Source organism: Herbiconiux flava, assembly GCF_013409865.1.
Classification (GTDB): Bacteria; Actinomycetota; Actinomycetes; order Actinomycetales; family Microbacteriaceae; genus Herbiconiux; species Herbiconiux flava.
Genome location: NZ_JACCBM010000001.1, coordinates 2,521,383 through 2,546,867, shown reverse-complemented (window position 1 = coordinate 2,546,867; position 25,485 = coordinate 2,521,383). Strand labels below are relative to the sequence as shown.

Sequence of the window (25,485 nt, the reverse complement as noted above, 5' to 3'; positions counted from 1 at the left end):
ACGCCGACGGCGTCGTACTCCCCTAGGCGCGGCGCCGGCGACGGCGGGTCAGCAGCAGACCGGCTCCGGCACCGAGCGCCAGCAGCGCGGCCAGCACGACCACGGCCGCCTGGCTCCCGGTGGCGGCCAGCCCGCCGCCGGGGCCGGAGCCTCCGGCCTCGCCCGAACCCGGGCCGCCCGTTCCGGGGCCCTGGCCCTGGCCCGGGCCGGTGCCCGGCCCCGGGGTTCCAGGATCACCAGGCGTACCCGGCTCCCCGGGCTCCTCACCGGGGTCGACGACCGTCGCCCCGAACACCGAGGCCAGGAGCGTCACGGCCTGAACCGGGTCACCGCCGAGCAGCACGTGCTCCGCGTCGGCGGTCACGGCGGCCGAGGCGTCGCCCGTCACCGCGCTCCCGGCGACGATCGCCGCCTGTGCGAGATCGCGCACCACCGAGACCACCGGATCGGCCTGGGGGAAGGCGGCGGTGCCGGTCAACGTCGCGGCGGCGTCCGCGGCCGCCTGAGCCACCGCGGCCCGCGCCTCGTCGGAGTCGATCACCGCTCCGGCGTCGGTCCAGACCGGCAGGGCGACGAGCGCCTCGACCGCGGCCCGCGCGGCGGAGTCGGCGGGCAGCGCCTCGGCGAGGACCGAGAGGCGCTCCCGCGGAGCATCCGTTCGCTCGCCCCAGCCGTAGGCGTAGAGCGGCTGGTAGTCGTCGTCTCCCACGTTGATCGGCACCTGCTCGGCGCTCGCCGGCCAGCTGAGCGGCAGCCGCCCGGTGAAGGGCACGTCGCCGAACAGCGTGTCGGCCACGCCGGCGCCCTCGCTCCCCGGCAGGAAGGAGGCCACGAGGCCGTCGATCTCGGCGAGCTGGTCGGTGACGAGCTGGGTGCGGCCCGCGACGACGAGCACGACGCAGTCCATCGCCGCGCAGACGCGGTCGATGCTCGTGCGGTCGGCCTCGGTCAGCGACAGGCTGTGCCCGTTGTTGCCGACGTCGCCCTGCCCCTCGGCGTACGGCGTCTCGCCGACGACCACGACGCCGACCTGGCCGGCCTCCATCGGGGCCGACGCGTCCTCCGAGAAGGTGACCGCCGCATCCGGAGCCACCTCGCGGATGCCCTCGAGGATGCTCGTGCCGGTCGTGGCCGTCGGGCCCGAGCCGCCCTGCCACGAGATCGTCCAGCCGCCCATCTGGTTGCCCAGGTCGTCGGCGTTGGAGCCGGCGACGTAGAGCGAGGCGTCGTCGGCCAGCGGCAGCACCTCGTCGTTCTTCAGCAGCACCTGCGACTCGGCGGCCGCCTCGCGGGCATCGGCCCGGTGGTCGGCTCCGCCGAAGGCACCGGCCTCGCTGCGGTCGGAGAACGGGCTCTCGAACAGGCCGAGCTCGAACTTCTGGGTCAGGATGCGGCGGACCGCGTCGTCGACCCGGCTCTGGTCGATCGTGTGGGAGGTGGTCACCGCGTCGGTCACGCTCGTGATGAAGGCGCCGAAGTTGTACGGCGCCATCGCCATGTCGAGTCCGGAGTTGACCGAGCGCACGACCTTCTCGGCGTACGTTCCGCCGGGCAGCTTGTCGATGCCCTCCCAGTCGCTGATCAGGAAGCCCTCGAAGCCGAGCTCGCCCTTCAGCAGGGTGGTGTTCAGGGCGGTGTTCTCGTGCATCCGCACGTCACCCGACCCGGCGATGTCGACTCCCGAGTACGAGGGCATGATGCTGCCGACCCCGGCGGCGATGGCCGGAAGGTAGGGGTCGACGTGCGTCGTCATGAAGTCCTCGAGCGAGGGCGAGACCGTGAGGCCCTGGTCGATCGGGTAGCCGTTCCCGGCCTTCGAGGCGTCGTACCCGGTGCCGCCGTCGCCCACCCAGTGCTTCGCGGTCGCGAGCACCTCGTCGGCGGCGGTCTTGTCGGTCGGATCCTCGCCCTGCAGGCCCACGATGCCGGCCTCCGAGAACGCGGTCACGAGCGCCGGATCCTCGCCGAACGACTCGTAGCTGCGGCCCCAGCGCTCGTCGCGCGTGACGCACAGGCAGGGGGCGAACGCCCAGTTGACGCCGGTGGTCTTGGTCTCGATCGCGGTGTCCTCGGCCAGCGTCTGCACGAGGGCGGGGTCGCGGGTGGCGCCGAGACCGATGTTGTGCGGGAAGATCGTCGCGTCGAGCACGTTGCTGTGCCCGTGCACGGCGTCGGCGCCGTACAGCAGCGGGATCTGCAGCGCGGTCGACAGCGCCTCCGCCTGGAAGCCGTCGACCATGTCGGCCCACGCCTCCGGGGTGTTCTCGGCCGGGGTCGAACCGCCGCCCGAGAGGATCGATCCGAGACCGAGGTCGGCGATCTGGCTCGGCGAGGTCAGGCCGAGGCGCTCGGCCTGCGCCATCTGCCCCACCTTCTCCGCCAGGCTCATCCGGCCCATCAGGTCGTCGACGCGGGCCGCCGTCGGCAGCGACTCGTCGAGGTAGGGCAGCCCGTAGGCGTTCACGACGACCTTCGGCGCGTCCGGCGGCAGCTGCGCGCCGTCGGCGTCCAGCACCACCGGCACCGCGCGGGCCTGGTCGCCGGAGGATCCGGCGGGCAGCGCCGTCACGTCGAAGCTCCTGGTCTCCCCCGAGGCGGTTCCCGCCGGGAACTCCAGGGTGCCGCCGAACTCCGCGACGTGCGTGCCGATCTCGGCGGTGCCCGCGCCGGGGCCGTAGTCGACGGCGACGGCCTGATCGAGCGGTTCGCCGTTCGAGGTCGACACGGTCACGCCCACCTGGGCGGTGTCGCCGGGGTTCAGCAGGTAGACGGCCTGCGAGGTGCCGACGGTGAGGTTCGCCGCCTGCTCGGGGGTGCCGTAGAGCTGCACGTCGTCGACGGCCCAGCCGGTGCTGGTCGCCTTGCCCGGGGTGAAGGTGACGGCGAAGCCCCAGGCGCTCGTCAGGTCGAGCGAGCCGTTCTGGGTCTCGGCGCTGCCCGGCTGGTACGAGCCGATCGAGAACGCGCTGAACGGCAGTTCCACCAGCTTCCAGCGGCTCGTCGAACTGCCCCAGTTGTCCTTGAAGGTGGCGGTCCAGAGCTCGGAGTGCTCGCCGTCGGGGCCGCCGTCCTTCAGCTCGACCTTGATGTCGTCGCCGGCGGTCGGCGATGCCGGGTTCGAGGCCTGGGAGGCGTACCACCAGAAGCGGATGCCCTGGTAGCTGCTCCAGTTCTGCGAGGAGGCGAGGTTGTCGCTGAAGCCGGCGTAGCCGCCGGAGGGGATCAGGTAGTCGCCCGAGAGCACCCGGTTGTCGGGCACGTCGCCCCGCTCCTGCGCGGTCACGGCCATGCTGGCGAGCCCCTCGGCGGAGCCCCAGGTGAAGAAGCCGATCGGGTCGGCCGAGGTGCTGAGCGGCACGTCGCCCTGGAAGTCCTCGAGGGTCGTGACGCGTTCGAAGACGGCGACGTCGTCGAAGGCCCAGCTGCCCGCGCCGAGCCCGGTGAGGGTGACGGCGAAGCCGGTGGAGGCCGAGGGGTCGAAGCGCGCCGGGTCGTCCGGCGAGCCCTTGACCCGGAGCTCGGTGAACAGCACGCCGATCCAGCGCCAGCCGACGCTGTCGTCGACGACGGTGCGGTCGAACAGCTTCCCGTCCGATTTCACCTCGTAGCCGAGGGTGCGGTCACTGCCGGTGCCGAGGAACCAGAAGCCGAAACCGTCCGCGGCCGACCAGTCGCTCGCGGCGGTGTCGTTCGTGAAGCCGAACCAGTCCGACGCGGTCGGCTCGCCCGACACGGTCGCGACCAGCACCTGGTTCTCCGCGGCGGCGCCGGGCACGGTGTCATCGGCGGCCGTCGTCAGAACGGGCTTCAGCGCATCCGTGCTCGACCAGGTCGTGAAGCCGGCCGGCACGCCCGACTCGAAGTCGTGCAGCACGGTGCGGGGGCCGTCGTTCGGCAGCTCGCCGGTGGGGCGGATGCTCACCACGGCGGTGTCCCGCGAGCCGAGCGTGATCCCGTCCGACGGGTCGGAGAGCTGCAGCGTGAAGGTGCGCACGGGCGTCAGCGGCCCCTGCGACACGGTCGGGATCGTGACCGCGGCCGAGGTCTCGCCGGCCGGCACGGTGACGACCTGGTCGACCGCCGTGAAGTCGGTGCCCGCGACGGCGCTGCCGTCGGCGCTCGTGACACGCACGGTCTGGTCGGTGTCGGCGGGGCTGTTCACCGTGACGTCGACCGCCGCGTCGGAGCCGGCGGCGACGTCGATCGCCTGATGGTCGAAGCCGGCGGTCGGCACCGCGACGGTGCCGTGCACGGCGAAGGTGTAGACGGAGTAGCCGTACCAGTGCAGCACCGGCGCCTCCCAGGTGGCGGCGGTGCGCTTCAGCATCGCGAGCCGCACGTACCGAGCCTGGGCGGGGGCGTCGAAGACGAGCTCCTCCGTGCCACCGGCGCCCGCCGTCTCCGAGGCGGCGGTGCTCCAGCTCGCCTCGTCCTCGGGGGCGGACGTCGCGACCTGCACGTCGTAGGCGGCTGCGAACGCGGCCTCCCAGGTGATGGTGACGCCGCTGACGGTCGCCACCGAGCCGAGGTCGCTCGTCAGGCTCGCGGTGAAGGTGGTGTCCTCGTCGGGACCGTTGCCGCTCGCCCAGCGGGTGGTGTCGTTCCCGTCGGTGGCGTTCGAGGCCGGGAAGTCCCCGTCCTTGTCGTTCTGGGAGGCCGAGGCCGTCGTGGTGCCGGCACGGGCGAGGTCGGGCTCCGCGGCCGTCGCGGCGGAACCGCCGGCGACGAGGCCGGTGCCGAGAAGTGCGGTGACGAGAGCGGCGGCGAGAGCACCGCGGGCGAGCCGGGGGCGCGAGGGCCGACGTCGGGATTCTCGGATAGCGGCGGACCTCTGACCGACTGCGGGCACTGTCACTCCTTCATGACCTACGACACCCGTTCGTCTCTGAACGGATGCTCCAGTACAGCCGGTGAATTCGTCCGGTCCCAGGACGAATGCGCCATCGATCCCGTCTGTGCGGTTCCGGATGCCCAGGCCGCCGACACCGTGCGGTCGACGATGCCCACCAGCTCCGCCCGCGCCCCCAGCGCGGCGACCCTCACCTCGACCCGTGACTCCCCCGGAGGCGAGAACCGCGCCACCGCCTCGCGCACACCCTCGACGAGCGGGCCGCCGGCAGCGCCGAAGCGCCCGCCCAGCACGACGATGGAGGTGTCGACGAAGGTGCAGAGCTGGGCGATGGCGCGCCCGACCCGGAGCCCGGCGAGGTGCTCGTCGGGCAGGCTCGCGGCGACCACGGTCTCGAGGCAGCCGTGCCCGCCGCAGCGGCAGAGCAGGCCGCCCGGTTCGACCTGGATGTGGCCCATCTCCCCTCCGGTGCCGCGCGCTCCCGCGAGCAGCCGCCCGCCCACCACGAGGCCGGCGCCGATACCGTCGCCGAGCTTGACGTAGAGCATGTCGTCGAGGGCCGTACCGCCGCGCATCCGCTCGCCCCAGGCCCCGAAGTTGGCGTCGTTGTCGGCGACGATCGGGCCCGAGAACCCGGCCGGCCGCACCGTCTCGGCCGTCACGCCCTGCCAGCCCGGCAGTGCGGCCGGCGCCCGGACCGCACCGCTCGGCCGCAGCACCGGGTAGGGGAACGACACCCCCAGGGCGGCCACGTCGCCGACGGCGGCTCCCGCTCGGGCGAGCGCGTGGGTGGTGAGCCGTCGAAGCGCACGGATCGTCGGGGCCGCGCCGTCGTCGACCACCAGGTCGACCCGGGGCTCGGCCAGCACGCGGCCGTGCAGATCGGCGACGGCGACGGTGACGTGCCGGTGCCCGATGTCGAAGGCCAGCACCACGCCGGGCTGGCGCGCGAGCTCGAGCACCGCGGTCGGCCGGCCCCGTGTCGTCGCGGCGGCCGGGCTGCGCTCGACCAGGAGCCCGCGTTCGATCAGCTCGGAGACGGTCTGCGCGACGACGCTGCGGGAGAGCCCCGTGTGCTCGGCGATCGACCGCCGAGTCGTCTGCCCGGCGCGCCGCACGAAGTCGAGGAGACCCACGCGGCCCGAGCCGCCCGCCCCTGAAGCTGTCACCGTGCATCCCCTTCGATGACCGACGTCCGCAGACGGCGCCACCCTCGAACAGGGGTCAGCGCCGACTGATCTCATTGAAGCACACCCCGGGCGGATGCGGACCCCGTCGTCCGGTGCTGGGCTAGCGTGGTCGGATGCCTGAGAACCACGTCATCGTGCTGCCCGGAGGCGGCTACCGCATGCTCGCCGATCACGAGGGCGAGCCCGTGGCCGAGTGGCTGCGCGGGGTCGGGGTGGCATCGAGCGTCTTCCGGTACCCGGTGCTGACCGAGCATCCCGGGCCGCTGGAGGCCGTGCGGGCCGAGATCCGCCGGGTGCGGGCGGCCGGCGCCTCACGGGTCGGGGTGCTGGGCTTCAGCGCCGGAGGCCACGCGGCGGGCCTCGCCGCTCTGGCACCCGAGGAGGGCGAGCCGGGCGGCGTCGCCGACCTCGCGATCCTCTGCTATCCGGTGGTGTCGATGGTCGCGCCGAGCCACAGCGGCTCACGGGACGTGCTGCTCGGCGAGCACCCCTCCGAACAGCTGCGGCAGGCGACGTCGCTCGAGCTGCTGGTCACGCCGGCCTCGCCGCCGGTCTTCGTCTGGCACACCGCCGACGACGAGGCGGTCGACGTGCGCCCGGTCTACGACCTCGCGCGGGCGCTCGCCACGGCGGGGGTGCCGCATGCCGTGCACGTGCACCCGTCCGGAGCGCACGGTCTGGGACTCGCCGAGGGCTCGGGCCTGCCGTCGCGCTGGCCCGACGAGGCCGCAGCCTGGCTGCGCGACCTCGGCTGGGCCGTCTGAGCTGCCGTCAGCTCACCAGCCGGTGCTCGTAGGCGTGCACGACGATCTGCGCCCGCGAGTACAGTCCGAGCTTCGCCAGCACGCTCCGGATGTGCGACTTCACCGTCGCCTCGCTGACGAAGGTCGCCGCCGCGATCTGGGCGTTGCGGAGACCGGTGGCCGCCAGGAGGTAGATCTCGCGTTCGCGCGGCGAGAGGGCGGCCAGCGCCTGCGGGGCGGGCCGCGCATCCGTCGTCACCGTCGCCGGCGCCTCGGCCCGAGCGCGCACCAGAGCGGTCAGCGAGCCCTGACCCGTCACGGGCGACTGCGGGGCGTCGCCCGCGTGCACCGCGCGGATGGTGTCGAGCAGCACCTCGGGGGCCACGTCCTTCGTCACGAACGCGCTCGCGCCGTGCTTCAGCGACTCGAACACCGCCTGCTCCTGCTGGAAGGTCGTGAGCATCACCACCTGGCTGTCGGTGCCGGCCGTGATGCGCAGGGTGGCCTCGATGCCGTTCAGGGCGGGCATCCGGATGTCCATCAGCACCACGTCGGGCCGGGTGCGGTCGACGAGCGCGACCGCCTCGGCACCGTCGTGCGCGGTGCCCGCCAGCTCGAGGTCGGACTGGCTCTCGATCAGCATGCGGAGCCCGTAGACGAACAGCTCCTGGTCGTCGGCGACGGCCACGCGGATGGCGCTCACGCGATCGCCCCCGCCGCGCCCGCCGAGATCGGCTCGCGGTCGGCGGCCAGCGGGATGAAGGCGGTCACCACGTACTCGCCGTCGCTCTCGGGGCCGGCCGTGAGCCAGCCCCCGGCGAGCTCGGCGCGTTCGCGCATGCTCCGGATGCCGAAGCGCTGCACCGCCGCGGCACCGTCCTCCGCCGGCGCCGGGACGCCGAGGCTCACCACCGTCAGCGCCAGCCCGTCGCCGTCGCCGTCCCACGACAGCGACACCGCGGCCACCGGATGCGCGCCACCGTGCTTCAACGCGTTGGTCAGGCTCTCCTGCACGATGCGGTAGACGCTGAGCTCCTGCGTGGGCGTCAGCGGCCGCGGCTCGCCGAGCTGCTCGAGGTGCACCCGCATCCCGGTGGCGGCGACCCGGTCGACCAGGGCGCCGAGATCGGCCAGGGCCGGGCGGGGCTGCAGCGGGTCGCCGCCCGGATCGTCGCGGAGACCCTCGAGGAGGCCCCGCAGATCGACCAGGGCCGAGCGGGCGGCCCCGGCGATCTCGCGCAGGGCATCGTCGGTGCGCACCGGGGCGGTCCCGGGCTTCGCCTCGCGGAGGTACCGGGCGCCGTCGGCCACCGCGATCACGACCGTCAGGGAGTGGGCGAGCACGTCGTGCACCTCGTGGGCGATCGCCGTGCGCTCGAGCGCACTGCGGCGCTCGGCGTCGATCGTCACGAGCTCGCGCTCGGTCTCGAGCAGCCGCTGCCGGTCGTGGCGGCGGCGCTCGGCCAGCTGCAGCCCGAGGCCGATCGACCAGGCCAGCGCCCAGCCGAGCAGGGCGACCGCGCCCAGCAGCACCGCGAACTGCACGCCGCTCGGGTTGCCCGAGGGCCCGAGGTCCGAGCCGTTGCCGCTTCCGGCGAGACCCGTCCAGCTGCGCCAGTCGCCGACCTTCACGAGCACGACTCCGAGCACGGCCGAGACGAGCACCCCGCCGGCGAGACCGATCCAGCGCACGACGGCTCGGGGCGAGCGGCCGGTGGCGTAGGCGGCCGCGATCCCGGCGAACGCGATCGGCCACGTGGTCGACTCCGGCGGCGCCATAACGCCGAGAAGCTGCAGCACCGGCACCGCCGCCACCGCGGCCAGCGACGCCAGCGGGGCGAGGCGGGACAGGGCGATGGCCGCCGCGTACACGGCGAGCACGATCCAGGAGCCGGTGGGATGCGCCCGGCCGATCTCCGCCTGGATCCAGAGCAGCAGGAAGACGAGGCCGACGGCCGGTTCGAGCAGGGGGCGGAGGCGTGCGATGACGGGAGGCATGCCCTCACGGTAGGGGGCGGCCCGGGCCCCGTGGGTGGATCGGCGCGGCATTCTTCCGAAGGGATGAGCGGCGCGGGTGCTCCCTCAGAGGCGCGGTACGGGCATCCGTCGCCCGGTGGCGCGAGCCCGGCGGCGGCGCACCGAGAACAGGATCGCCAGCGCGGGCAGCGTCACGACGGCGGCCCAGAAGACGACGACGGCCACGATCCAGACGACGCGGGTGCGGTCGACGCTCTGCTCCGCGTCCGCCACCGTGGCGGGGGTGACCGCGGCGACCGTGCCGACCGGGCCGTGCGCGATCGCGTGAGGCGGGTCGTCGAGCACCACGAGGAAGTCGAGCCGTGCCGGGTGGTCGGGGTCGGGCGGGAAGCCCCAGTGGTCGTCGCCACCGAGCGTCACGGTCGTGCCGGGGCCGCCCCGCGCATCCGGGATCACGGCCTCGTACTGGCCCTGGTTCGTCGGCAGGCCCGAGTTCGTCTCGACGTCGACGAGGGTGCCGGTGACCACGACATCGCGGTCGACCACGTCGCGCACCTGGGCGAGGCGGTCGACCGCGGCGTCGTGGGCGCCCCCGAGGGCCGACAGGGCGATCAGGCCGGGCACGATCAGCAGCGCGAAGGCGAGCCAGAACGGCCAGCCGGGCGGCGGGCGACGGGCGGGGCGGGCGGAGGGGAACGGCGGGGCGGGGTTCGTCACCCGGTCAGCTCCGCAGGATCGAGGTCATCTTCTTGCCCCGGGCGACCTCGTCGACCAGCTTGTCCATCCAGCGGATCCGCTGCATCAGCGGGTCGTCGATCTCCTCGACCCGGATGCCGCAGATCAGGCCCGTGATCAGCCCGGCGTTCGGGTTCAGGGCCGGTGCCCCGGCGAAGAAGGTCTCGAAGTCGGTCTGCTCGGCGACGGCGCGGTCGAGGCCCTCCTGGTCGTAGCCGGTGAGCCAGCGGATGACCTCGTCGACCTCGGCCTTCGTGTGGCCCTTGCGCTCGGCCTTCGCCAGGTAGTGCGGGTAGACGGCCGCGAACGGGGTCTGGAAGATGCGGTGCGCCATGGTTCTCCCGTCGCTGTCTGCGGCACCGGTGCGCCACCTCTCCAGGGTAGAGCAGCCCGGTGCCCGGGGTCAGGCGGCCGCCGTCACGATCAGGTCGCGGATGCGCGCCGCCGCGGCGTCGTCGAGGCGCTCGAGGGCGTAGGAGGTGGGCCAGAGCCCGGTCTCGTCGTCGAGTGCCGCGTTCTCGCTGAAGCCGAGCGTGGAGTACCGGGCCTTGTCCATCAGCCCGCTGCGGAAGAACACGACGACCTTGCCGCTCTTCGCCCAGCCGGGCTGACCGTAGTAGAGCTTGGGCTGCAACGCGGGTGCCGCTTCGGCGACCAGCGCCTGCAGCCGCTCGGCCATCACCCGATCGGGCTCGGGCATCTCGGCGATCTTCGCCTCGACCGCCGCCGCGTCGGCCGCGGCCTTCTCGGCCGCCTTGCCGCTGCGGGCCTCGGCCTTCAGTTCGGCCGCCCGGCTCTTCATCGCCGCGCGCTCCTCGGCCGAGAAGCCGCCGTCCTGTGCTGCGCTCACGGCGCACCGCCCTTCGTCGTGCCCCCAGGTTAGCGACCCTCGGTCCCGCCCCGCTTCCCGATCCTGAATCGGGTCTGCATACCCGGTCCGGAATGGGCGGGCCGATAGCGTGGGCGCACCCTGCACCCCGCACCACAGCGAACCGAGGAGGGCCGTGATGGCCGTCGACGACGTCCCTGCTTCCGACTCCACCGCATTCGGCCAGCTCACCACGGCGCACGTCGCCGACGCGCTCGTGCGGCTCGGGCTGCCGGTGCGGTGCGCGCCGCCCGGGGTCCGGCCGCTGCTGCCGGGGCGCCGAGTCGCCGGGCCCGCGCGACCGGTGCGGCACTCGGGCAGCGTCGACGTCTTCCTCGAGGCGCTCACATTGGCCCGGCCCGGCGAGGTGCTGGTCGTCGACAACGGCGGGCGTGACGACGAGGCCTGCGTCGGCGACCTGGTGGCCCTCGAGGTGGCGCAGGCGGGTCTCGCCGCGATCGTGATCTGGGGCCTGCACCGCGACACCGCCGAACTGCGCGAGATCGGACTCCCGGTGTTCAGCGCCGGCAGCCTGCCGACCGGGCCCCTGCGGCTCGACCCGCAAGCGCCCGAGGCCCTCGTGTCGGCGCGGCTCGGCTCGCACCTCGTCACGGTCGACGACCTCGTACTGGCCGACGACGACGGCATCGTGCTCGTGCCGCGCGCGGCCGCCGACGAGGTGGCGGGGGTCGCGGCGGGCATCCGCAACACCGAGCGGCGCCAGGCCGAGCGGATGCGCGGGGGCACGTCCCTGCGCGAGCAGACCCGCTTCGCCGCCTACCTCGACGACCGCGACACGACGGGCCTCACGTTCCGCCAGCATCTCCGTCGCCTCGGCGGAGCCGTCGAGGAGTAGGGGCGGCGCATCTCGGCGGCCGGTACAACCTGGCCGACAGCACCCCGCGGCGGCCAGCGCGCCGCGGCCGTCAGCGCATCGTCGTGAGGTCGAGCAGCACCTTCGGGCGGCGACGCTCCCCCGCGGTGAGCGCGGCGAAGGCCGCCTCGGCCTCGTGCCAGGGCAGCACCCGGTCGATCAGCTGCGCCGCCGGGAACCCGGGGGTGGCGATCAGCTCGGCCATCCGCCCGTAGTGGTCGAGGCCGTGGAAGATGCCGTGCACGGTGAGGCCCTTCATCGTGATCGGCGCCGGATCGAAGTCGGGCACCCCGCCCGCCACCACGCCGACGAGCGCCGCGCGGCCCCCGGGGCGGAGGATGCGCCCGAGCATCGCCACCCCGCTCGCCCGGCCGGCCGCCTCGATGGCGACGCTGTAGGAACCGGCGACCACCGCATCCGCTCGCAGTGCCCGCTCGGCGCCCAGCTCGAGCGCCAGCGCGAGGCCGGCCTCGCTCGAGCCGATCACGTCGACGTGCGGGGTGACGCGCAGCGCGACCGCCAGGGCCAGCAGGCCGAGAGTGCCGGTGCCGAGAACCGCGACGCGGTCGTCGAAGCGGATTCCCGTGCTGAGCACCGCGTTCACCGCCGTCACCCCGGGTTCGATCAGCACCGCCTCCGCGAGCGAGGCTTCCTCGGGCAGTCGCGTCACCGACGTGGACGGCATCGACACGTACCGCGCCGCCGCCCCCTGCCGCCCCACGAGCCCGACCTCCTGGCGGTGCTCGCAGCCGTCGCGGAACCCGGCCTGGCACGGGGTGCACGCCCCGCAGGTCACGACGGTCTGCCCGACCACCCGGTCGCCCGGCGCCACCGCCTCGACCCCGTCGGCCACGGCGACGACCGTGCCGGTGAACTCGTGCCCGAAGATCAGCGGATACTCGGCGAGCCCCTCCCGCACGAAGTAACTGTCGCCCCGCAGCAGGTCGAGGTCGGTGCCGCAGATGCCGAGGAACGCCACCTCGACGAGCACCTCACCCGCACGCTCGGGCGGCACGGCGGCGGTGCCGGGCGTCACCCGCCCCGGCTCGATCCGCAGCACGGGCATCTCACCGGTGGGCCAGGTCATCGATTGCGTCCCTTTCGATCGTCCGTCGTCGCACGCTGAGCCGAGGCTACCGGGTCGGCGTGCTCAGGTGCTCACCAGCGGTCGCGGTGACGCTCCTGGTCGACGACGGCGTCGCGGTCGGCGAGCCGGCGGAGCCCCGCGAGCGGTTGCGCCATGCGGTGGTTGCCCCGGATGCGCGGCTCGACCCGGTCGAGGAACGCCCAGTACCCCGCGGTGAACGGGCACGCGTTCTCGCCGAGCCGCACCTTCGGGTCGAACACGCAGCTGCCGCAGTAGTCGGACATCTTCGCGATGTACGCCCCGCCCGAGGCGTAGGGCTTGGTGGCGACGATGCCGCCGTCGGCGTGCTGCGACATGCCGATCACGTTCGCGGGCATGACCCAGGGCGTGCCGTCGACGAACATGTCGACGAACCAGTCGTTCAGCGCGACCGGGTCGTAGCCGTGCTGCAGCGCCCAGTTGCCGAGCACCATCAGCCGCTGGATGTGATGCGCCCAGCCGTGCCGCCGCATGCCGTCGATGGTCTCGTGCAGGCAGTTCGCCTCGATGGCCGCCGGGTCGAGCTGCCGGAAGGCCTCCGGGAGGGGCTGATGCGCGCCGAGCGCGTTGCTGCCCGTGCGATAGCCCTCGCCGAGGTGCCAGTAGAGGTGCCAGACGTAGTCACGCCAGCCGATGATCTGCCGGGTGAAGCCCTCGACGCTCGACAGCGGGGCGTTGCCCGCGTGGTATTCGGCCACGACCGTCTCGACGACCTGCAGCGGATCGAGGAGGCCGAGGTTCATGGGGGCGCTGAGCAGGGAGTGCGCCATCGTCCAGTCCCCGTCGAGCATGGCGTCCTCGAAGGGGCCGAAGTCGTTCAGCCGCGACTCGACGAAGTCGGCCAGCGCGCGCTCGGCCTCGGCAGGGGTGGCCGCGAAGCGCCGCGGCCCGTCGTCGCCGACGAGGGTGACGCGGCCGTCGCACTGCCAGGCGTCGAGGTCGGCGCGCACCTCCTGGTCGATCTCGTCCTCGACCGGCCACCGCGGGTCGGGCAGCCCGAGACGCGCCGCGTTCTTCGGCGGCGGGGTGCGGTTGTCGTGGTCGAAGTTGAAGCGGCCGCCCTCGGGCTGGTCGCCGCGCATCAGCAGCCCGGTTCGCTCGCGCACGGTGCGGTAGAAGTCCTCCATCAGCAGCCGCTTGCCCGCCCGCGTCGCGGCCCAGACGGCGAAGTCGGCCTCGGAGGTGACGAAGCCCCGGCTCGGCAGCACCGCGATGCCGCGGCGGCGCACGAAGCGGCGGGCGGCCCAGCTCGTCGGGTCGATCACCTCGAGGTCGTCACGGCCGTCGACGGCCTCGGAGTAGCGCTCGACCCGGTGGTACTCGACCCGCTCGCCCAGCTCGGCGGCGCGGTGCCGCATCGCCGAGAGCAGCAGATGGGCCTTCGCCCGGTGCATCGGCCGCCGCCCGAAGACCGACCGCGCCTCGACGATCATCATGGGCCCCCCGTCGTCGAACAGCGGCCCCAGCTGCCCCGCGAACACCCACCGCGTGCGCTCGTCGGCGGCGCGTGCTCCGGAGGTCATGATCCCTTCCTACCCGGCACCTCCGACATCGGCTGCGATCTGAGCGCTGAAACGGTCAGCTCGCGAAGAGCTCCCGGTAGTAGTCGCACTGGGCGGGGTGGTAGTCGGCGAAGCGGATGTCCGCCACCTCGCCGCCCGCGAGGGCGACCGTGAGCCGGTCGAGGTAGTACTCCCAGCCGGGCCCGACGTCGGCCATGGCGTCAGGATCGTCGACCAGGTGGGCGAAGGTGAGCACCGTGCCCGGGGCGGCTGCCGCGAGCGTGAGCTCGAGGCGCCAGCCCTCGCCGAGGCTCACCGCGAGGCGCGACGGCGTCTCGCACACCGAGACCTCGACCGGCTCGGCGGCGACGTCGTCGCCCTCGGCCGTCATCGCGAAGTCGACGGTGCCGGTGGCCGGGTCGCCCGACCAGGTGCCGATCCAGCGCTCGAGGCGGGCCGGCTCGGTGATGGCGGCCCAGACCGTCTCGGCCGCATCCGGGAACGCCCGCTCGAGCACGAGGGCATCGGCCCCGCCGCGGGGCTCGCGGCGACCGGTGGGGGTGCGTGCGGTGCTCATGCGTCGATCTTCGCGACAGCCGGCCCCGAAGTCCAGAGCGCGCTCCCTCCGGCCCGGCGGGGTGTGCATGCTCTTCCGACCACGGTCGGAAGACGCGGCCCGTCCCGCGGGGTAGACAGGAGCCTCCGACGAAGGAGGAACCATGTCGCAGGACGACGTCGAGACCTACCACCAGGACGGCTCCTGGTACAACCGCGAGGCCGGGGAGTCCCGCACGGTCAGCGGGCCGTTCCGCACCAAGGAGGAGGCCGTCGAAGCGGGCCTGCGCTACGGCGGACGACGACGCGGCGAGCATCACGAGCACCACGGGTCCGAGCACCACGGGTCCGAGCACCACGGCTCCGAGCACCACGGCGCCCACGGCTCGAACCGCGACACCGACCGACTGGAATGACGACGACGCCGGGCACCCCGCCGCGCCTCGACATCGCGGTCGTCGGCGGCTCGATCGGCGGCCTGTTCGCCGCCTCCCTGCTCAGCAGGGCCGGCCATCGCGTCACCGTCCTCGAGCGCTCCGAGCACGGCCTCGCCCGCCGCGGGGCGGGCCTCGTCGCACAGCAGGAGCTGTTCGAGCTGCTGCACCTGATCGGCCGCGACGACGCCGGGCGGATCGGCGTGGTGGCCCACGAGCGCATCACGCTGAACCGCGAGGGCGGCGTGGTGCACCGCGATCCGACCCCGCAGACGCAGCTCTCCTGGGACCACCTCTACGAGGTGCTCCGCGCCGCCGTGCCGAGGGACGCGTACCGGCTCGCCAGCCGGGTGCGCAGCGTGCACGGCACCGAGCAGCAGGCCGTGATCGAGCTCGAGGGCGACCGGCGCGAGGCGTTCGACCTCGTCATCGGCGCCGACGGCCTCGGCTCCGTCGCCCGCGAGGCCGTCGCCCCCGGCCGCACCGCGAACTCCCCCGCCGGCTATGTCACCTGGCGCGGCCTGGTGCCCGAGTCGGCGCTGCCCGCCGCCGCCGGCTCGGTGCTGCTCGAGCGCTTCGGCTTCTTCACCGGCCCGCGCTCGCACTTGCTCGGCTACCTCGTGCCGGGCCCGGCGGGTGAGATCACGCGGGGCGATCGGCGCTACAACTGGGTCTGGTACCGTCCGATGGCTCCGGATGCCCTCGCCGCCCTCATGGAGTCGGCCGGCCGCCCACCCACCGACGTGTCCCTCGCTCCCGGACAGCTGCCGTCGCCCCTCCGCGACGACCTCGTCTCGGCCGCGACGCGGGAGCTCCCGCCGCCCTTCGCCGACGCCGTCGCCGCGGAGCCGCGGCCCTTCCTCCAGGCGATCTTCGACTACGTGCCCCCGCGACTCACCCAGGGGCGGGTGGTGCTCCTCGGCGACGCCGCCGTGGTGGTGCGCCCGCACACGGCGATGGGGGCGGCGAAGGCTGCCGGCGACGCCATGGCGCTCAGCGCCCTGCTCGACGCGCTGCCGCTCGGCCGCGCCCTCGCCCGCTACGACGCCGAGCGCCTGCCCGTGGGCCGGGCGATCTCCGACTACGGCCGCCGCCTCGCCGCGTCCCTCCCCTTCGCCCACTGATCACCACCACCTCCCACCCACCACGAATGGAGAACACCATGTCCCTTCCCAGCGACCCCGACCAGACCGGCATCGAGTTCGCGGGCGTCCCTGCCTCGCCCGACCCCGACGGCGCGATTCTCGAGGAGGGCATCCCCGACGACGCGGACACCGCCGAGCCCGACGCCGCCGCCGCCCCCGGCGACGCGCAGCCCGACTGGCGCGACTTCAGCTCCGAGATCCTCGAGCCCGACGAGGGGCAGCCCTTCGGCGACAAGGCGCCCGACGACCTGCGCGACTGAGAGCGTTCATCACCCCGAGCAGCCACAGCGTGCGCCGGCGGCCGAGGAGGCCGTCGGTGACGGTGGGCAGCATCCGGAATGTCAGCTGCGCCACCACCTCCCCCGCCGCCGCGTGCACGCCGGGGGCGTCCGGCGCGCCGAGCGTCTTCAGCGCCTGCGAGTGCACGGCGCCGAGCAGCAGACGCCCGGCGCGGGTGCCCTGCATGTCGCCCAGAGCAGTGTCGAGGGTGAAACGGCCGGGCGGGGCCGGGTCGTTCGGCGGGAGGGAGCGGCCGAGCATCCGCTCGAAGTCGGCGCGTGGGAACCCGAGCGCGCGTGACGGCGCACGGTAGGCCCGGGGTACCTCGGCGGGCGCGGCCGGGCGCGCGGGTTCGCCCGGCGCCGTGATCGCGAGCCGGTGCACGACATCGCGCGAGGACCGGCCGAGCCGCAGCTCGAACGGGCCCGGCGAGAGCTGCCAGGCGGATGCCCAGGGGTTCCACCACGAGAACGCGCGGCGCCCGAGCGTCAGCGTGAGCGTCTCGCTCGCTCCGGGCTCGAGCGTCGCCTTCGCGAAGCCGCGCAGCTCCTGCTCGGGCCGGAAGGTCTCGGCCGAGCCGTCGTGCAGGTACAGCTGCACGACCTCGGAGCCGGCGCGCTCCCCCGTGTTCGTCACGGTGACCCGCACCGTCACCTCGTCGTCGCCCCGCTCGATCACCGGCTCGCCCCAGGCGAAGCGCGTGTACGAGAGGCCGTGGCCGAAGCAGAACGCCACGTCCTCGCCGGCGCTGTCGAACCAGCGGTGGCCGAGGTACAGGCTCTCGCGGTACTCGACGGTCGCGGGGCCGTTCGGCAGGTGGGCGAGCGGATGATCGTGGTAGCGCTCGGGGAAGGTCTCGGCCAGGCGTCCGCCCGGTTCGGCCAGCCCGAGCAGCACCTCGGCGAGAGCGCTGCCGCCCGCCTGTCCGCCGAGGTAGCCCTCGAGGATCGCCGCGACGTCCCGGCGCCACGGCAGCTCGACGGGTGCCCCGTTCTGCAGCACCACGACCGTGCGCGGATTCGCCGCCCGCACCGTCTCGACCAGTCGATCGTGGTCGACGGGCAGCCGCAGGTGCTCGCGGTCGACGCCCTCGGTCTCGTAGGTCTCGGGCAGTCCCACTACCACGACGGCCACGTCGGCCGCGGCGGCGACCCGCCCCGCCTCCCGCAGCTGCGCGTCGCTCGCCCGATTCGTGGCCCCGTCGTACCCCGTGGCGAACACCACGGCTCCCGGATGCGCGCCCCGCCCGACCCCGCCCGCTGCCGTCGCCCCGCCACCCGCTCCGGCTGAGGTTCCGACCGCGGCGCGGAGGGAGTCGAGCAGCGTGTCGAGCCGGGTCGGCACCACGTGCGAGCTCCCCGCCCCCTGGTAGCGCGGCTCGGCCGCCATGGCTCCGATCACCGCGACGCTCGCCCCCACCCGGATCGGCAGCACCCCGTCGTTCTGCAGCAGCACCGTGCCCGCCGCCGCCGCGCGCCGCGCCAGCTCGTGATGGGCCCGGAGGTCGGGCTCCGGCGCCCCCACCGCCGCGCCGGCGTGCGCCGTGACGAGCCGCAGCACGCGCGCGGCCGCCGCGTCGAGCGCACCCCGTCCGAGCGACCCGGGCCGAGCATCCGTCGCCAGCGACCGCCGCACGAGGGTGTCGTCGCCCCGGCCGAGCCCCGGCATGCTCAGGTCGGTGCCCGCGGGGATCGACGTCGCCCGATCCCATGACGCCCCCCAGTCGGAAACGACCACCCCGTCGAACCCCCACTCGCTCCGCAGCACGCCGGTCAGCAGCCACCGCGACTCGGTGCAGTGCTCGCCGTTCAGCCGGTTGTAGGCGGCCATCACGGTGGCGGGCCGCGCCGTGCGCACGATGTGCTCGAAGGGCGCGAGGTACAGCTCCCGCAGGGCCCGCTCGTCGACCACCACGTCGATGCCGTACCGCCGCTCTTCGGTGTCGTTCGCGGCGACGTGCTTCAGCGACGCCCCCACGCCCGTGGCCTGCACGCCCTCGACCCAGGCGGCGCCGAGCCGGGCCGAGACCAGCGGATCCTCCGAGAAGTACTCGAAGTTCCGCCCGCCCACCGGCGTGCGCTTGAGGTTCACCCCCGGCCCGAGCAGCACCCCGATGCCGTGCGCGGCGGCCTCCCGACCGAGGGCCGCGCCGACCTCGCGGACGAGCGACTCGTCCCAGCTCGCCCCGAGCGCCGCCGCCGTGGGGAAGCAGGTCGCCGGATGCGAGTCGAACATCGACAGCCCCGACCCGTCGCGCGGCCGCCGCACCCCGTGCGGGCCGTCGCCGAGCCTCAGCGCCGGGATGCCGAGCCGCGGCACCGCCACCGTCGTCCACGCGTCGGCCCCGGCGGTCAGCGCGACCTTCTCGGCGTCGGTCAGGCGCGCGACCAGGGCACTCACGTCCTCCGACGTCATCCGGTCGCCCGACTCGCTCACCCCGCCCACGCTACTGCTCCGGATGCCCGCCCCCGCGCACTCGCAGCCCAACGATCATCTGCACCTGTCGCCCGGTGCCCGCGCTCTGCCAGACTGACGGCACCGACCGGCGTCCCCGCCCCGCTCCCGATCGAAGGATCCGACGTGACCGACAGCCTCTCCCCGCTCCCCGCCGCCGCGCTGCCGACGGTGTCGATCGTCATCCCCGCGTACAACGAGGAGGCGGGCATCCGTCACTGCCTCGTCGCCGCGATCGAGCAGACGGTGCCCGCGCACGAGATCGTGGTGGTCGACAACCGCTCGACCGACGGCACGCGGGCGGCGGTCGAGGCGATGATCCAGGCGTTCCCGGAGGCGAACATCCGGCTGATCGAGCAGGACGCCGAGCAGGGCATCACCCCCACCCGGAACGCCGGCTTCGACGCCGCGACCGGCACCGTGATCGGCCGCATCGACGCCGACACCGCCCTCGCGCCGAACTGGGTGGAGCAGGTGCAGCTCGCCTTCTCGACCGGCGACTTCGTGGCGGCCAGCGGACCGGTCGAGTACTACGACATGCCGATGCGGCGCTTCGGCCACCACGCCGACGACGCCTTCCGGAAGCTGCAGGTCAAGCTCGCGGGCGACTACGTCTTCCTCTTCGGCACGAACATGGCGATCACGAAGGAGGCCTGGCTGGCCGTGCGCGGCGACGTCTGCGCCGACCGTGAGGACCTCATGCACGAGGACATCGACCTGGCCGTGCACCTCGCCCTCAAGGGCCTCAAGGTCGGCTACGTCTCGGCGATGACGGTGGGCATGTCGGCCCGCCGCCTCGACTCCTCGCCGCGCGACTACCTCTACTACGTCGAGCGCTTCCAGCGCACCTACGCCGCCCACGGCATCCACGACGTGCGCCTGCTCGCGCCGATGGCCGTCTTCCTCGGCATCTACCCGGCCCTGCACGCCGAGCGCGCCCTGCACGAGCACCGCACGGCCCAGCGCTGGGGCGGGGTCCCCCACCCCGCCCCGGCGGCGGCTCCCGCCGACTGACCCGGCCGCTCGGCCCGCTCATTCCCGAGTCGCGAGCAGCGCCTCGAGCTCGTTCCAGGAGGCGTCGACCGCGGCGGCGAGCGGGCGGCCGGGCGGTGCGTCGAGCCAGGAGTCGAGGGAGCGGTCGAACACGAGCACGGCGAGCGAGGCGATCAGCCGCGCGCGCCCGGGCGGCACCGAACGAGCGACGAGGCCGCCCGCGATCGCGTCGGCGAGGTGCGCCGACTTCAGCAGCTCGCGTTCCCGCAGCTGGTCCTCCGCCCGGATGACCGCCCGACGCCGGAGGATCAGCTCGCGCCACCCCTCCAGCGGCGATACGGCGCGGGCGAGCCCCTGTCGCACCACGTCGAGCGCGTCCGCCCCGGCGGGCACGTCCTCCAGCGCCTCCGCGACCACCCTCGGGAACTCGCGGTCGCGCAGGAAGAAGACGTCCCGCTTGTCGGCGAAGTGCCGGAAGAAGGTGCGGGTGGTCAGCCCCGCCCGTGCCGTGATCTGCGGCACCGTGGTGGCCGCATAGCCCTGCTCCTCCACGAGATCGAGCGCCGCCGCCTCCAGCCGCAGTGCCGCGTCCGGAGCCCATCTCGTCATCCGCCCACTTTACGACATTCCGTGTCATCATGTCTATGACACGCGATGTCATCACCCGTCCCGCTCGACCGAACCCCTCTGGAGAACCGGATGCCCGTCAGCACTCCCCCGAACACCGCCGCCTGGCTCGACACTCCTTATGCCGATGTCACCGTGCGCGAGTCGCCCTTCCCGGTCGCCGGCCCGACCCAGCTCGTCGTGCGAGCGCGCGCCGTCGCGATCAACCCGCTCGACGCCGTCATCCAGTCCAACGGCCGGATGATGTACCGCTGGCTCGACGCCCCCGCCGTACTCGGCGAGGATGTCGCCGGCGAGGTGGTCGCCGTGGGCGCCGGGGTGACTCGGTTCGCGAAGGGCGACCGCGTGGTCGGCTACGCCCTGGGTATCGAGAAGGGCCGCGACCACGTCGGAGAGGGCGGCTTCCAGCAGCACGTCCTGCTCGAGGAGGCGCTGACCGCCCCGATCCCGGCCGGCTCGTCCTTCGAGGACGCGGCGGCGCTGCCCCTCGCGGTCTCGACGGCGGCCGTGGCACTCTTCCAGAGCGACCAGCTCGGGCTCGCGCATCCGCAGACCGCACCCGGCGAGGTGACCCCGCGCGGGGAGACGGTGGTGGTGTGGGGCGGCGCGACGAGCGTCGGCCTGAACGCCGTGCAGCTCGCGGTCGCGGCCGGCTACCGCGTCGTCGCCACCGCCTCCCCCGCGAACCACGCGCTGCTGCGCGAGCTCGGCGCAGACGCGACGATCGACTACCGGGACCGCGACGTGGTGGCGAAGGTGGTCACGGCCGTCGGCGGGCAGCCGGTGGCCGGCGTACTCGCCATCGCGACCGGGTCGGCTGAGCCGTGCGTCGCGATCGCCGCCGCCACCGGGGCGAAGCGGGTCGCCCTCGCCAGCCCCTCGGTCTCGTTCTTCGACCAGCCCCGCCGTCCTGGCCTCTCCCGCCGCCGCGCCGCCATGATCGCGCGCCTCGTCGCGGGCAACGCCGCGCTCCAGCTGCGCTGCCTCCGTCACGGCATCCGCGCGCGCTTCGTCTGGGGCAGCACGCTCGCCTCGAACGAGGTGGGCCGGATGCTCTGGACCGACCATCTCCCGGCCGCCCTCGCCGAGGGCCGCCACCGGGTGCTGCCCCGGGCGGAGGTGGTGGGAACCGGGCTGCCGAGCATCCAGCCCGCCCTCGACCGGATGCGCGCCGGCGTCTCGGCGACGAAGCTCGTGGTGCTGCTGCCCTGAGGCCGAGCAGCCCTGCGGCCGGCCAGCCCTGAGGCCGGCCAGCCCTGGGGCCGCCTAGTCGTTTCGCACGACGTCGAGCGCGTGCTGCAGGTCGGCCGGGTAGTGGCTCTCGAACGAGACGTACTCGCGGGTGCGCGGATGCACGAAGCCCAGCCGCATCGCGTGCAGCCACTGCCGGGCGAGCCCGAGCCGCGCCGACAGCACCGGGTCGGCGCCGTACGTCGAGTCGCCGACGCACGGATGCCGCTGGGCGGCCATGTGAACCCGGATCTGATGCGTGCGCCCGGTCTCGAGATGGATCTCGAGCAGCGTCGCCGCCCGGAACGCCTCGAGCGTCTCGTAGTGGGTGATGGAGTGCTTGCCGTCGGCGGTGACCGCGAACTTCCAGTCGGACCGCGGGTGCCGGCCGATCGGGGCGTCGATGGTGCCTGCGAAGGGGTCGGGGTGGCCCTGCACCAGGGCATGGTAGATCTTGTCGACCTCGCGGTCGTGGAAGAGGCGCTTCAGCCAGGTGTAGGCCTCCTCGCTCTTCGCGACGACCATCAGGCCGCTCGTGCCCGCGTCGAGGCGGTGCACGATGCCCGCTCGCTCGGCAGCGCCGCTCGTGGCGATGCGGTAGCCGGCGCCGGCGAGGGCGCCGAGCACGGTGGGGCCGTCCCACCCGACCGAGGGATGCGCGGCCACCCCGACGGGCTTGTCGACCACGATGATGTCGTCGTCGTCGTAGACCACGTCGAGCTCGGGCACGATCACCGGCACGATGCGCGGCTCCTCCTTGGGAGCCCACTCGACCGAGAGCCAGGTGTCGCGCCGCAGCCGGTCGCTCTTGCCGACCGGCCGGCCGTCGACGCTGACACTGCCGGCGTCGACGACCTCGGCGGCGAAGGTGCGCGAGAAGCCGAGCAGCTTGGCGATGCCGGCGTCGACGCGGGTGCCGTCGAGGCCGTCGGGGACGGGAAGGGTGCGGGACTCCATCGCTACGACTTCTCCGGCTCGGCCAGAGGGTCGGCCCCGGGCGCGGCCTCGGGCTCGGCCCCGGCCTCGGGCTCGGCCTCCGAAGAGACCGCGGGCTTCTCGCCGCGGGTGCCGTCGAGCCCCACCCCGCGGAGGGTGAGGATCAGGAACAGCACCATGGCGCCCGAGATGCACACGTCGGCGACGTTGAAGATCGCCGGCAGCAGCGGGATGGTGAGGAAGTCGATGACGTGACCGACGCCGAAGCCGGGCTCCCGGAACAGCCGGTCGATCAGGTTGCCGATCGTGCCGCCGAGCAGCAGCCCGAACACCCAGGCCCACGCGAGCGAACGGATGCGGCGGGCGAACCAGATGATCACCACGGTGACGGCGGCCGCCAGGATCGAGAAGATCCAGGTGTACGCGTTGCCGATCGAGAAGGCGGCGCCGGAGTTCTTCACGAAACGGAACTGGATGAGGTCGCCCACGACGGGGACGACCTCACCCAGTTCGAGGTTCGAGACCACGAGGAACTTCGTGAACTGATCGATGGCGATCGCCGCAGCTGCGACGACCGCCAGAACGATCAGTACCCGGGGGCGAGCCTTCTGGGTCCGACTATCCGCCAAAGCCGCTGAAGCTGGAGGACGGGGTCTTCTCGTTGTCGACGCTCGAGGAGGTCAGGTCTTTCAGCTGGTCCTCGATGTAGCTCTTGAGGCCGGCGCGGTAGTCCTTCTCGAAGGTGCGCAGCTCGTCGATGCGGTGCTCGATGCCGGCCTTCTCCTGGTTGAGTCGGGCGAGCTCGTTGCGCTGCTTGGTCTCGGCCTCGGCGACGATGCGCGCGGCGGTGGCGTGACCCTCGGCGATGAGGGCGTCACGCTTGTCGGCACCCTCCTTGACGTGCTCGTCGTGCAGACGACGGGCCAGCTGGAGCAGGTTCGTCGTGGAGACCGACTCGTCCTCGACCTCGGCGGCCGGAGCCGGCGCGGGGACGGCGGCGGGAGCCGCGGCGACGGGAGCGGGCACCTCGGCGACGGGCGCGGGGGCCGGGGTCTCCTCCGCAGCGGCGGGAGCGGCGGCGACGGGAGCGGAGCCGCTCTCGAGCTGGGCCTTCAGCTCCTCGTTCTCCTGCGTCAGACGACGGAGCTCGACCACGACCTCGTCGAGGAAGTCGTCGACCTCGTCCTGGTCGTATCCTTCACGGAACTTGGTCTGAGAAAATCTCTTGTTAACAACATCTTCCGGAGTTAACGCCATGGTCTTCCACCTTTATTGCTCTGACAGACAGTGATAACGCGTTGCTAACCGTAGCAACATTCCTGGCGAACGTCCCATGAACGGGTCGATCGGGGCGGTGCGAGTGCTTTCAGACTACATGCGCCCCCGGTCGGGGCACATGGCCGAGCCTCAGGATGCGCGCAGGAAGCCCGTGACCGAGAGGCCGATGATCACGATGAGCATCACGATGCTCCAGCCGAAGTCGAGGGCCACGGGGCCCACGCGCAGCGGCGGGATGATGCGCCGGAAGAACCGGATGGGAGGGTCGGTGACCGTGTAGGCCGCCTCCGCCACCACCAGGAGCGCGCCGGTGGGCCGCCAGTCACGGCGGACCGTCCGGACGAGGTCGAGGATGAATCGACCCCACATCAGGAAGAAGTACAGCAGCAGCGCGAAATAGACGACGGTCGCGATGATCGCTACGAGTGAACCCACTCAGCAATTATGACTGGACGAAGAAGGACGACTCCGCACGGGCCTCGCCACCGGCGTCCCCGGAGACCGAGACGTGCGACGGCGAGAGCAGGAAGACCTTGCTGGTGACGCGCTCGATCTTGCCGTAGAGGCCCTGCGAGAGGCCGCCGGCGAAGTCGATCAGACGGCGCGCATCGGCATCCGTCATCTGCGACAGGTTCATGATGACCGGGATGCCTTCGCGGAAGTTCTCGGCGATGACCTGGGCATCCTTGTACTGCTTGGGGTGCACGGTGAGGATTTCGTTCATTTCAGCAGGAGCCACATTCTTCGTCTGAGAGGTGTGCGAGGTCTTGCGGAGGGGGGTGACCGGGGCGCGGGTGGCCTGGGGCGCCGGAGCCTGGCTGGGAGCTGCCTGGGGATGCGGCACGGGCGCGACGGGCGCCTGTCGCTGCGGCTCGGCGGCGGGAGTCTCGTAGTCGAGCTCCTCGTCGGCGAGTCCCAGGTAGACCATGGTCTTGCGGAGCGGGTTGGCCATCGGAACCTCCGGTTGGGTGCGTGTTCTTCCTACCCCGAGATTAATCGCGGGGCGGGCGATTTCCGGTGATTGCCGTCCCGATGCGCAGGTGTGTCGCGCCCTCGGCGATCGCCTCGGCGAAGTCGTTCGACATTCCGGCCGACATCCAGCGCGCCTCGGGCACGACGGTGCGCACACGGTCGCCGACCGTCCGCAGCCGGGCGAAGGCGGCACGCGGCTCCTCGTCGAGGGGCGCGACCGCCATCACGCCGAGCAGGCGCAGTCCGGATGCGCCGGCCACCCGTTCGGCGAGGGCCTCCGCCTCCTCGGGCCGCACTCCCCCGCGCTCGGGGTCGTCGGTGAGGTTAACCTGCAGGAACGCGTCGAGCGGGCCGTCGCCCTCGGCGGGGACGGCCAGGGCGTCGACGAGGGCCTCCCGGTCGAGCGAGTGCAGCACCGAGGCGTACTCGCGGGCCTGGCGGGCCTTCTTGGTCTGCAGCTGGCCGACGAAGTGCCAGCCGAGCTCGAGGTCGGCGAGTTCGGCGGCCTTCTCGCGCGCCTCCCGGTGGCGGTTCTCGCCGAAGTCGCGGAGGCCGGCGGCGTGCAGTTCGCGAACGAGCGACGCCGGGTGGAACTTGGTGACCGCGATGAGGGTCAGCTCGTCGCGAGCACGACCGGCGGAGCGCGCCGCCTCCGATATCTCGGATTCGACGCGCTCGACCCGCTCCGCGGGAGTGGGCTCGGTCACTACTCGAGGAA

25 protein-coding genes are annotated in these 25,485 nt (G+C 73.3%); 7 read left to right on the top strand and 18 right to left on the bottom strand.

Annotated elements, in window-relative coordinates; genetic code table 11:
- Positions 1-22: 22 nt before the first annotated feature.
- The gene (locus BJ984_RS12225) at positions 23-4,849 is read right to left on the bottom strand and encodes a glycoside hydrolase family 3 N-terminal domain-containing protein (RefSeq protein ID WP_179548260.1); all 4,827 of its coding nucleotides are present in this window, start codon (positions 4,847-4,849) and stop codon (positions 23-25) included.
- 17 nt (positions 4,850-4,866) lie between these two features.
- Entirely contained in the window at positions 4,867-6,018 is a 1,152-nt protein-coding gene (locus BJ984_RS12220) for an ROK family transcriptional regulator (RefSeq protein WP_179548259.1), read from the bottom strand.
- Between the two features lie 134 nt (positions 6,019-6,152).
- On the opposite strand from BJ984_RS12220, the gene BJ984_RS12215 reads away from it, so the two are divergent.
- The gene (locus tag BJ984_RS12215; protein ID WP_179548258.1) at positions 6,153-6,803 is read left to right on the top strand and encodes an alpha/beta hydrolase; all 651 of its coding nucleotides are present in this window, start codon (positions 6,153-6,155) and stop codon (positions 6,801-6,803) included.
- A 7-nt stretch (positions 6,804-6,810) separates the two neighbouring features.
- On the opposite strand, the gene BJ984_RS12210 is transcribed toward BJ984_RS12215, so the two are convergent.
- From BJ984_RS12210 to BJ984_RS12190, 5 genes are all read right to left on the bottom strand, one after another.
- Positions 6,811-7,485, bottom strand: a complete 675-nt coding sequence (locus BJ984_RS12210) for a response regulator (protein ID WP_179548257.1) — start codon at positions 7,483-7,485, stop codon at positions 6,811-6,813.
- On the bottom strand, positions 7,482-8,780 hold the full coding sequence (locus BJ984_RS12205) for a sensor histidine kinase (RefSeq protein WP_179548256.1): 1,299 nt from the start codon (positions 8,778-8,780) through the stop codon (positions 7,482-7,484). Before BJ984_RS12205 ends, BJ984_RS12210 begins: the two co-directional genes overlap by 4 nt.
- A gap of 84 nt (positions 8,781-8,864) precedes the next feature.
- Positions 8,865-9,476 (bottom strand): hypothetical protein, encoded by a 612-nt coding sequence (locus tag BJ984_RS12200; RefSeq protein ID WP_179548255.1) that lies wholly within the window; start codon positions 9,474-9,476, stop codon positions 8,865-8,867.
- A gap of 4 nt (positions 9,477-9,480) precedes the next feature.
- Entirely contained in the window at positions 9,481-9,828 is a 348-nt protein-coding gene (locus BJ984_RS12195; RefSeq protein WP_179548254.1) for a DUF2200 domain-containing protein, read from the bottom strand.
- A gap of 69 nt (positions 9,829-9,897) precedes the next feature.
- A complete protein-coding gene (locus BJ984_RS12190) occupies positions 9,898-10,344 on the bottom strand; it encodes a DUF1801 domain-containing protein (protein ID WP_179548253.1) in 447 nt (148 codons plus the stop codon).
- 157 nt (positions 10,345-10,501) lie between these two features.
- Between BJ984_RS12190 and BJ984_RS12185 the strand changes: the two genes are divergently transcribed.
- Positions 10,502-11,218: an RraA family protein gene (locus BJ984_RS12185; RefSeq protein WP_179548252.1), complete on the top strand. Its 717-nt coding sequence runs from the start codon at positions 10,502-10,504 to the stop codon at positions 11,216-11,218.
- A gap of 70 nt (positions 11,219-11,288) precedes the next feature.
- Here the strand turns inward: BJ984_RS12185 and BJ984_RS12180 are convergent, their stop codons facing one another.
- From BJ984_RS12180 to BJ984_RS12170, 3 genes are all read right to left on the bottom strand, one after another.
- The gene (locus BJ984_RS12180) at positions 11,289-12,323 is read right to left on the bottom strand and encodes a zinc-dependent alcohol dehydrogenase (protein ID WP_179548251.1); all 1,035 of its coding nucleotides are present in this window, start codon (positions 12,321-12,323) and stop codon (positions 11,289-11,291) included.
- Positions 12,324-12,394: 71 nt separating this feature from the next.
- Positions 12,395-13,885, bottom strand: a complete 1,491-nt coding sequence (locus BJ984_RS12175) for a cryptochrome/photolyase family protein (RefSeq protein WP_179548250.1) — start codon at positions 13,883-13,885, stop codon at positions 12,395-12,397.
- A 55-nt stretch (positions 13,886-13,940) separates the two neighbouring features.
- Positions 13,941-14,441: an SRPBCC domain-containing protein gene (locus BJ984_RS12170; RefSeq protein ID WP_179548249.1), complete on the bottom strand. Its 501-nt coding sequence runs from the start codon at positions 14,439-14,441 to the stop codon at positions 13,941-13,943.
- Between the two features lie 142 nt (positions 14,442-14,583).
- On the opposite strand from BJ984_RS12170, the gene BJ984_RS12165 reads away from it, so the two are divergent.
- From BJ984_RS12165 to BJ984_RS12155, 3 genes are read left to right on the top strand one after another with little or no spacing between them, the layout of a single operon-like run.
- Positions 14,584-14,835, top strand: a complete 252-nt coding sequence (locus BJ984_RS12165) for a DUF2188 domain-containing protein (RefSeq protein WP_179548248.1) — start codon at positions 14,584-14,586, stop codon at positions 14,833-14,835.
- Positions 14,832-15,977, top strand: coding sequence for an FAD binding domain-containing protein (locus BJ984_RS12160; RefSeq protein WP_179548247.1), 1,146 nt, complete (start codon positions 14,832-14,834; stop codon positions 15,975-15,977). Before BJ984_RS12165 ends, BJ984_RS12160 begins: the two co-directional genes overlap by 4 nt.
- Before the next feature lie 38 nt (positions 15,978-16,015).
- Complete coding sequence (locus tag BJ984_RS12155; RefSeq protein ID WP_179548246.1) at positions 16,016-16,258, top strand: hypothetical protein; 243 nt, start codon at positions 16,016-16,018, stop codon at positions 16,256-16,258.
- On the opposite strand, the gene BJ984_RS12150 is transcribed toward BJ984_RS12155, so the two are convergent.
- A complete protein-coding gene (locus BJ984_RS12150; protein ID WP_271206574.1) occupies positions 16,185-18,713 on the bottom strand; it encodes a glycoside hydrolase family 3 C-terminal domain-containing protein in 2,529 nt (842 codons plus the stop codon). The genes BJ984_RS12155 and BJ984_RS12150 overlap by 74 nt on opposite strands.
- A gap of 144 nt (positions 18,714-18,857) precedes the next feature.
- On the opposite strand from BJ984_RS12150, the gene BJ984_RS12145 reads away from it, so the two are divergent.
- Positions 18,858-19,745, top strand: coding sequence for a glycosyltransferase family 2 protein (locus BJ984_RS12145; protein ID WP_271206575.1), 888 nt, complete (start codon positions 18,858-18,860; stop codon positions 19,743-19,745).
- 18 nt (positions 19,746-19,763) lie between these two features.
- Here BJ984_RS12145 and BJ984_RS12140 read toward each other — a convergent pair whose 3' ends face one another.
- The gene (locus tag BJ984_RS12140; RefSeq protein WP_179548243.1) at positions 19,764-20,333 is read right to left on the bottom strand and encodes a TetR/AcrR family transcriptional regulator; all 570 of its coding nucleotides are present in this window, start codon (positions 20,331-20,333) and stop codon (positions 19,764-19,766) included.
- A 45-nt stretch (positions 20,334-20,378) separates the two neighbouring features.
- On the opposite strand from BJ984_RS12140, the gene BJ984_RS12135 reads away from it, so the two are divergent.
- Positions 20,379-21,563, top strand: a complete 1,185-nt coding sequence (locus BJ984_RS12135; protein WP_246306461.1) for a zinc-binding alcohol dehydrogenase family protein — start codon at positions 20,379-20,381, stop codon at positions 21,561-21,563.
- A 54-nt stretch (positions 21,564-21,617) separates the two neighbouring features.
- On the opposite strand, the gene BJ984_RS12130 is transcribed toward BJ984_RS12135, so the two are convergent.
- The 6 genes from BJ984_RS12130 to BJ984_RS12105 form a co-directional block, all read right to left on the bottom strand.
- Entirely contained in the window at positions 21,618-22,538 is a 921-nt protein-coding gene (locus tag BJ984_RS12130) for an RluA family pseudouridine synthase (protein ID WP_179548242.1), read from the bottom strand.
- 2 nt (positions 22,539-22,540) lie between these two features.
- Positions 22,541-23,146: a signal peptidase II gene (gene lspA / locus BJ984_RS12125; RefSeq protein WP_246306460.1), complete on the bottom strand. Its 606-nt coding sequence runs from the start codon at positions 23,144-23,146 to the stop codon at positions 22,541-22,543.
- Positions 23,136-23,774: a DivIVA domain-containing protein gene (locus BJ984_RS12120; protein ID WP_179548241.1), complete on the bottom strand. Its 639-nt coding sequence runs from the start codon at positions 23,772-23,774 to the stop codon at positions 23,136-23,138. Before BJ984_RS12120 ends, lspA begins: the two co-directional genes overlap by 11 nt.
- A 150-nt stretch (positions 23,775-23,924) precedes the next feature.
- Positions 23,925-24,230: a YggT family protein gene (locus BJ984_RS12115; protein ID WP_271206576.1), complete on the bottom strand. Its 306-nt coding sequence runs from the start codon at positions 24,228-24,230 to the stop codon at positions 23,925-23,927.
- A gap of 7 nt (positions 24,231-24,237) precedes the next feature.
- Positions 24,238-24,747 carry a cell division protein SepF gene (locus BJ984_RS12110; protein ID WP_179548240.1) on the bottom strand — a complete coding sequence of 170 codons (510 nt, stop codon included), beginning with the start codon at positions 24,745-24,747 and terminating at the stop codon, positions 24,238-24,240.
- A 40-nt stretch (positions 24,748-24,787) separates the two neighbouring features.
- On the bottom strand, positions 24,788-25,474 hold the full coding sequence (locus BJ984_RS12105) for a YggS family pyridoxal phosphate-dependent enzyme (RefSeq protein WP_179548239.1): 687 nt from the start codon (positions 25,472-25,474) through the stop codon (positions 24,788-24,790).
- Positions 25,475-25,485: the final 11 nt, after the last annotated feature.

Coding starts and splice junctions, on each gene's coding strand:
- BJ984_RS12180 (WP_179548251.1), bottom strand. CDS start 12,323: ATGACCTGGCCCACCGGTGAGATGCCCGTGCTGCGGATCGAGCCGGGG.
- BJ984_RS12215 (WP_179548258.1), top strand. CDS start 6,153: ATGCCTGAGAACCACGTCATCGTGCTGCCCGGAGGCGGCTACCGCATG.
- BJ984_RS12140 (WP_179548243.1), bottom strand. CDS start 20,333: ATGACGAGATGGGCTCCGGACGCGGCACTGCGGCTGGAGGCGGCGGCG.
- BJ984_RS12120 (WP_179548241.1), bottom strand. CDS start 23,774: ATGGCGTTAACTCCGGAAGATGTTGTTAACAAGAGATTTTCTCAGACC.
- BJ984_RS12185 (WP_179548252.1), top strand. CDS start 10,502: ATGGCCGTCGACGACGTCCCTGCTTCCGACTCCACCGCATTCGGCCAG.
- BJ984_RS12130 (WP_179548242.1), bottom strand. CDS start 22,538: ATGGAGTCCCGCACCCTTCCCGTCCCCGACGGCCTCGACGGCACCCGC.
- BJ984_RS12195 (WP_179548254.1), bottom strand. CDS start 9,828: ATGGCGCACCGCATCTTCCAGACCCCGTTCGCGGCCGTCTACCCGCAC.
- BJ984_RS12165 (WP_179548248.1), top strand. CDS start 14,584: ATGTCGCAGGACGACGTCGAGACCTACCACCAGGACGGCTCCTGGTAC.
- BJ984_RS12175 (WP_179548250.1), bottom strand. CDS start 13,885: ATGACCTCCGGAGCACGCGCCGCCGACGAGCGCACGCGGTGGGTGTTC.
- BJ984_RS12135 (WP_246306461.1), top strand. CDS start 20,379: ATGTCATCACCCGTCCCGCTCGACCGAACCCCTCTGGAGAACCGGATG.
- BJ984_RS12155 (WP_179548246.1), top strand. CDS start 16,016: ATGTCCCTTCCCAGCGACCCCGACCAGACCGGCATCGAGTTCGCGGGC.
- BJ984_RS12205 (WP_179548256.1), bottom strand. CDS start 8,780: ATGCCTCCCGTCATCGCACGCCTCCGCCCCCTGCTCGAACCGGCCGTC.
- BJ984_RS12160 (WP_179548247.1), top strand. CDS start 14,832: ATGACGACGACGCCGGGCACCCCGCCGCGCCTCGACATCGCGGTCGTC.
- BJ984_RS12110 (WP_179548240.1), bottom strand. CDS start 24,747: ATGGCCAACCCGCTCCGCAAGACCATGGTCTACCTGGGACTCGCCGAC.
- BJ984_RS12170 (WP_179548249.1), bottom strand. CDS start 14,441: ATGAGCACCGCACGCACCCCCACCGGTCGCCGCGAGCCCCGCGGCGGG.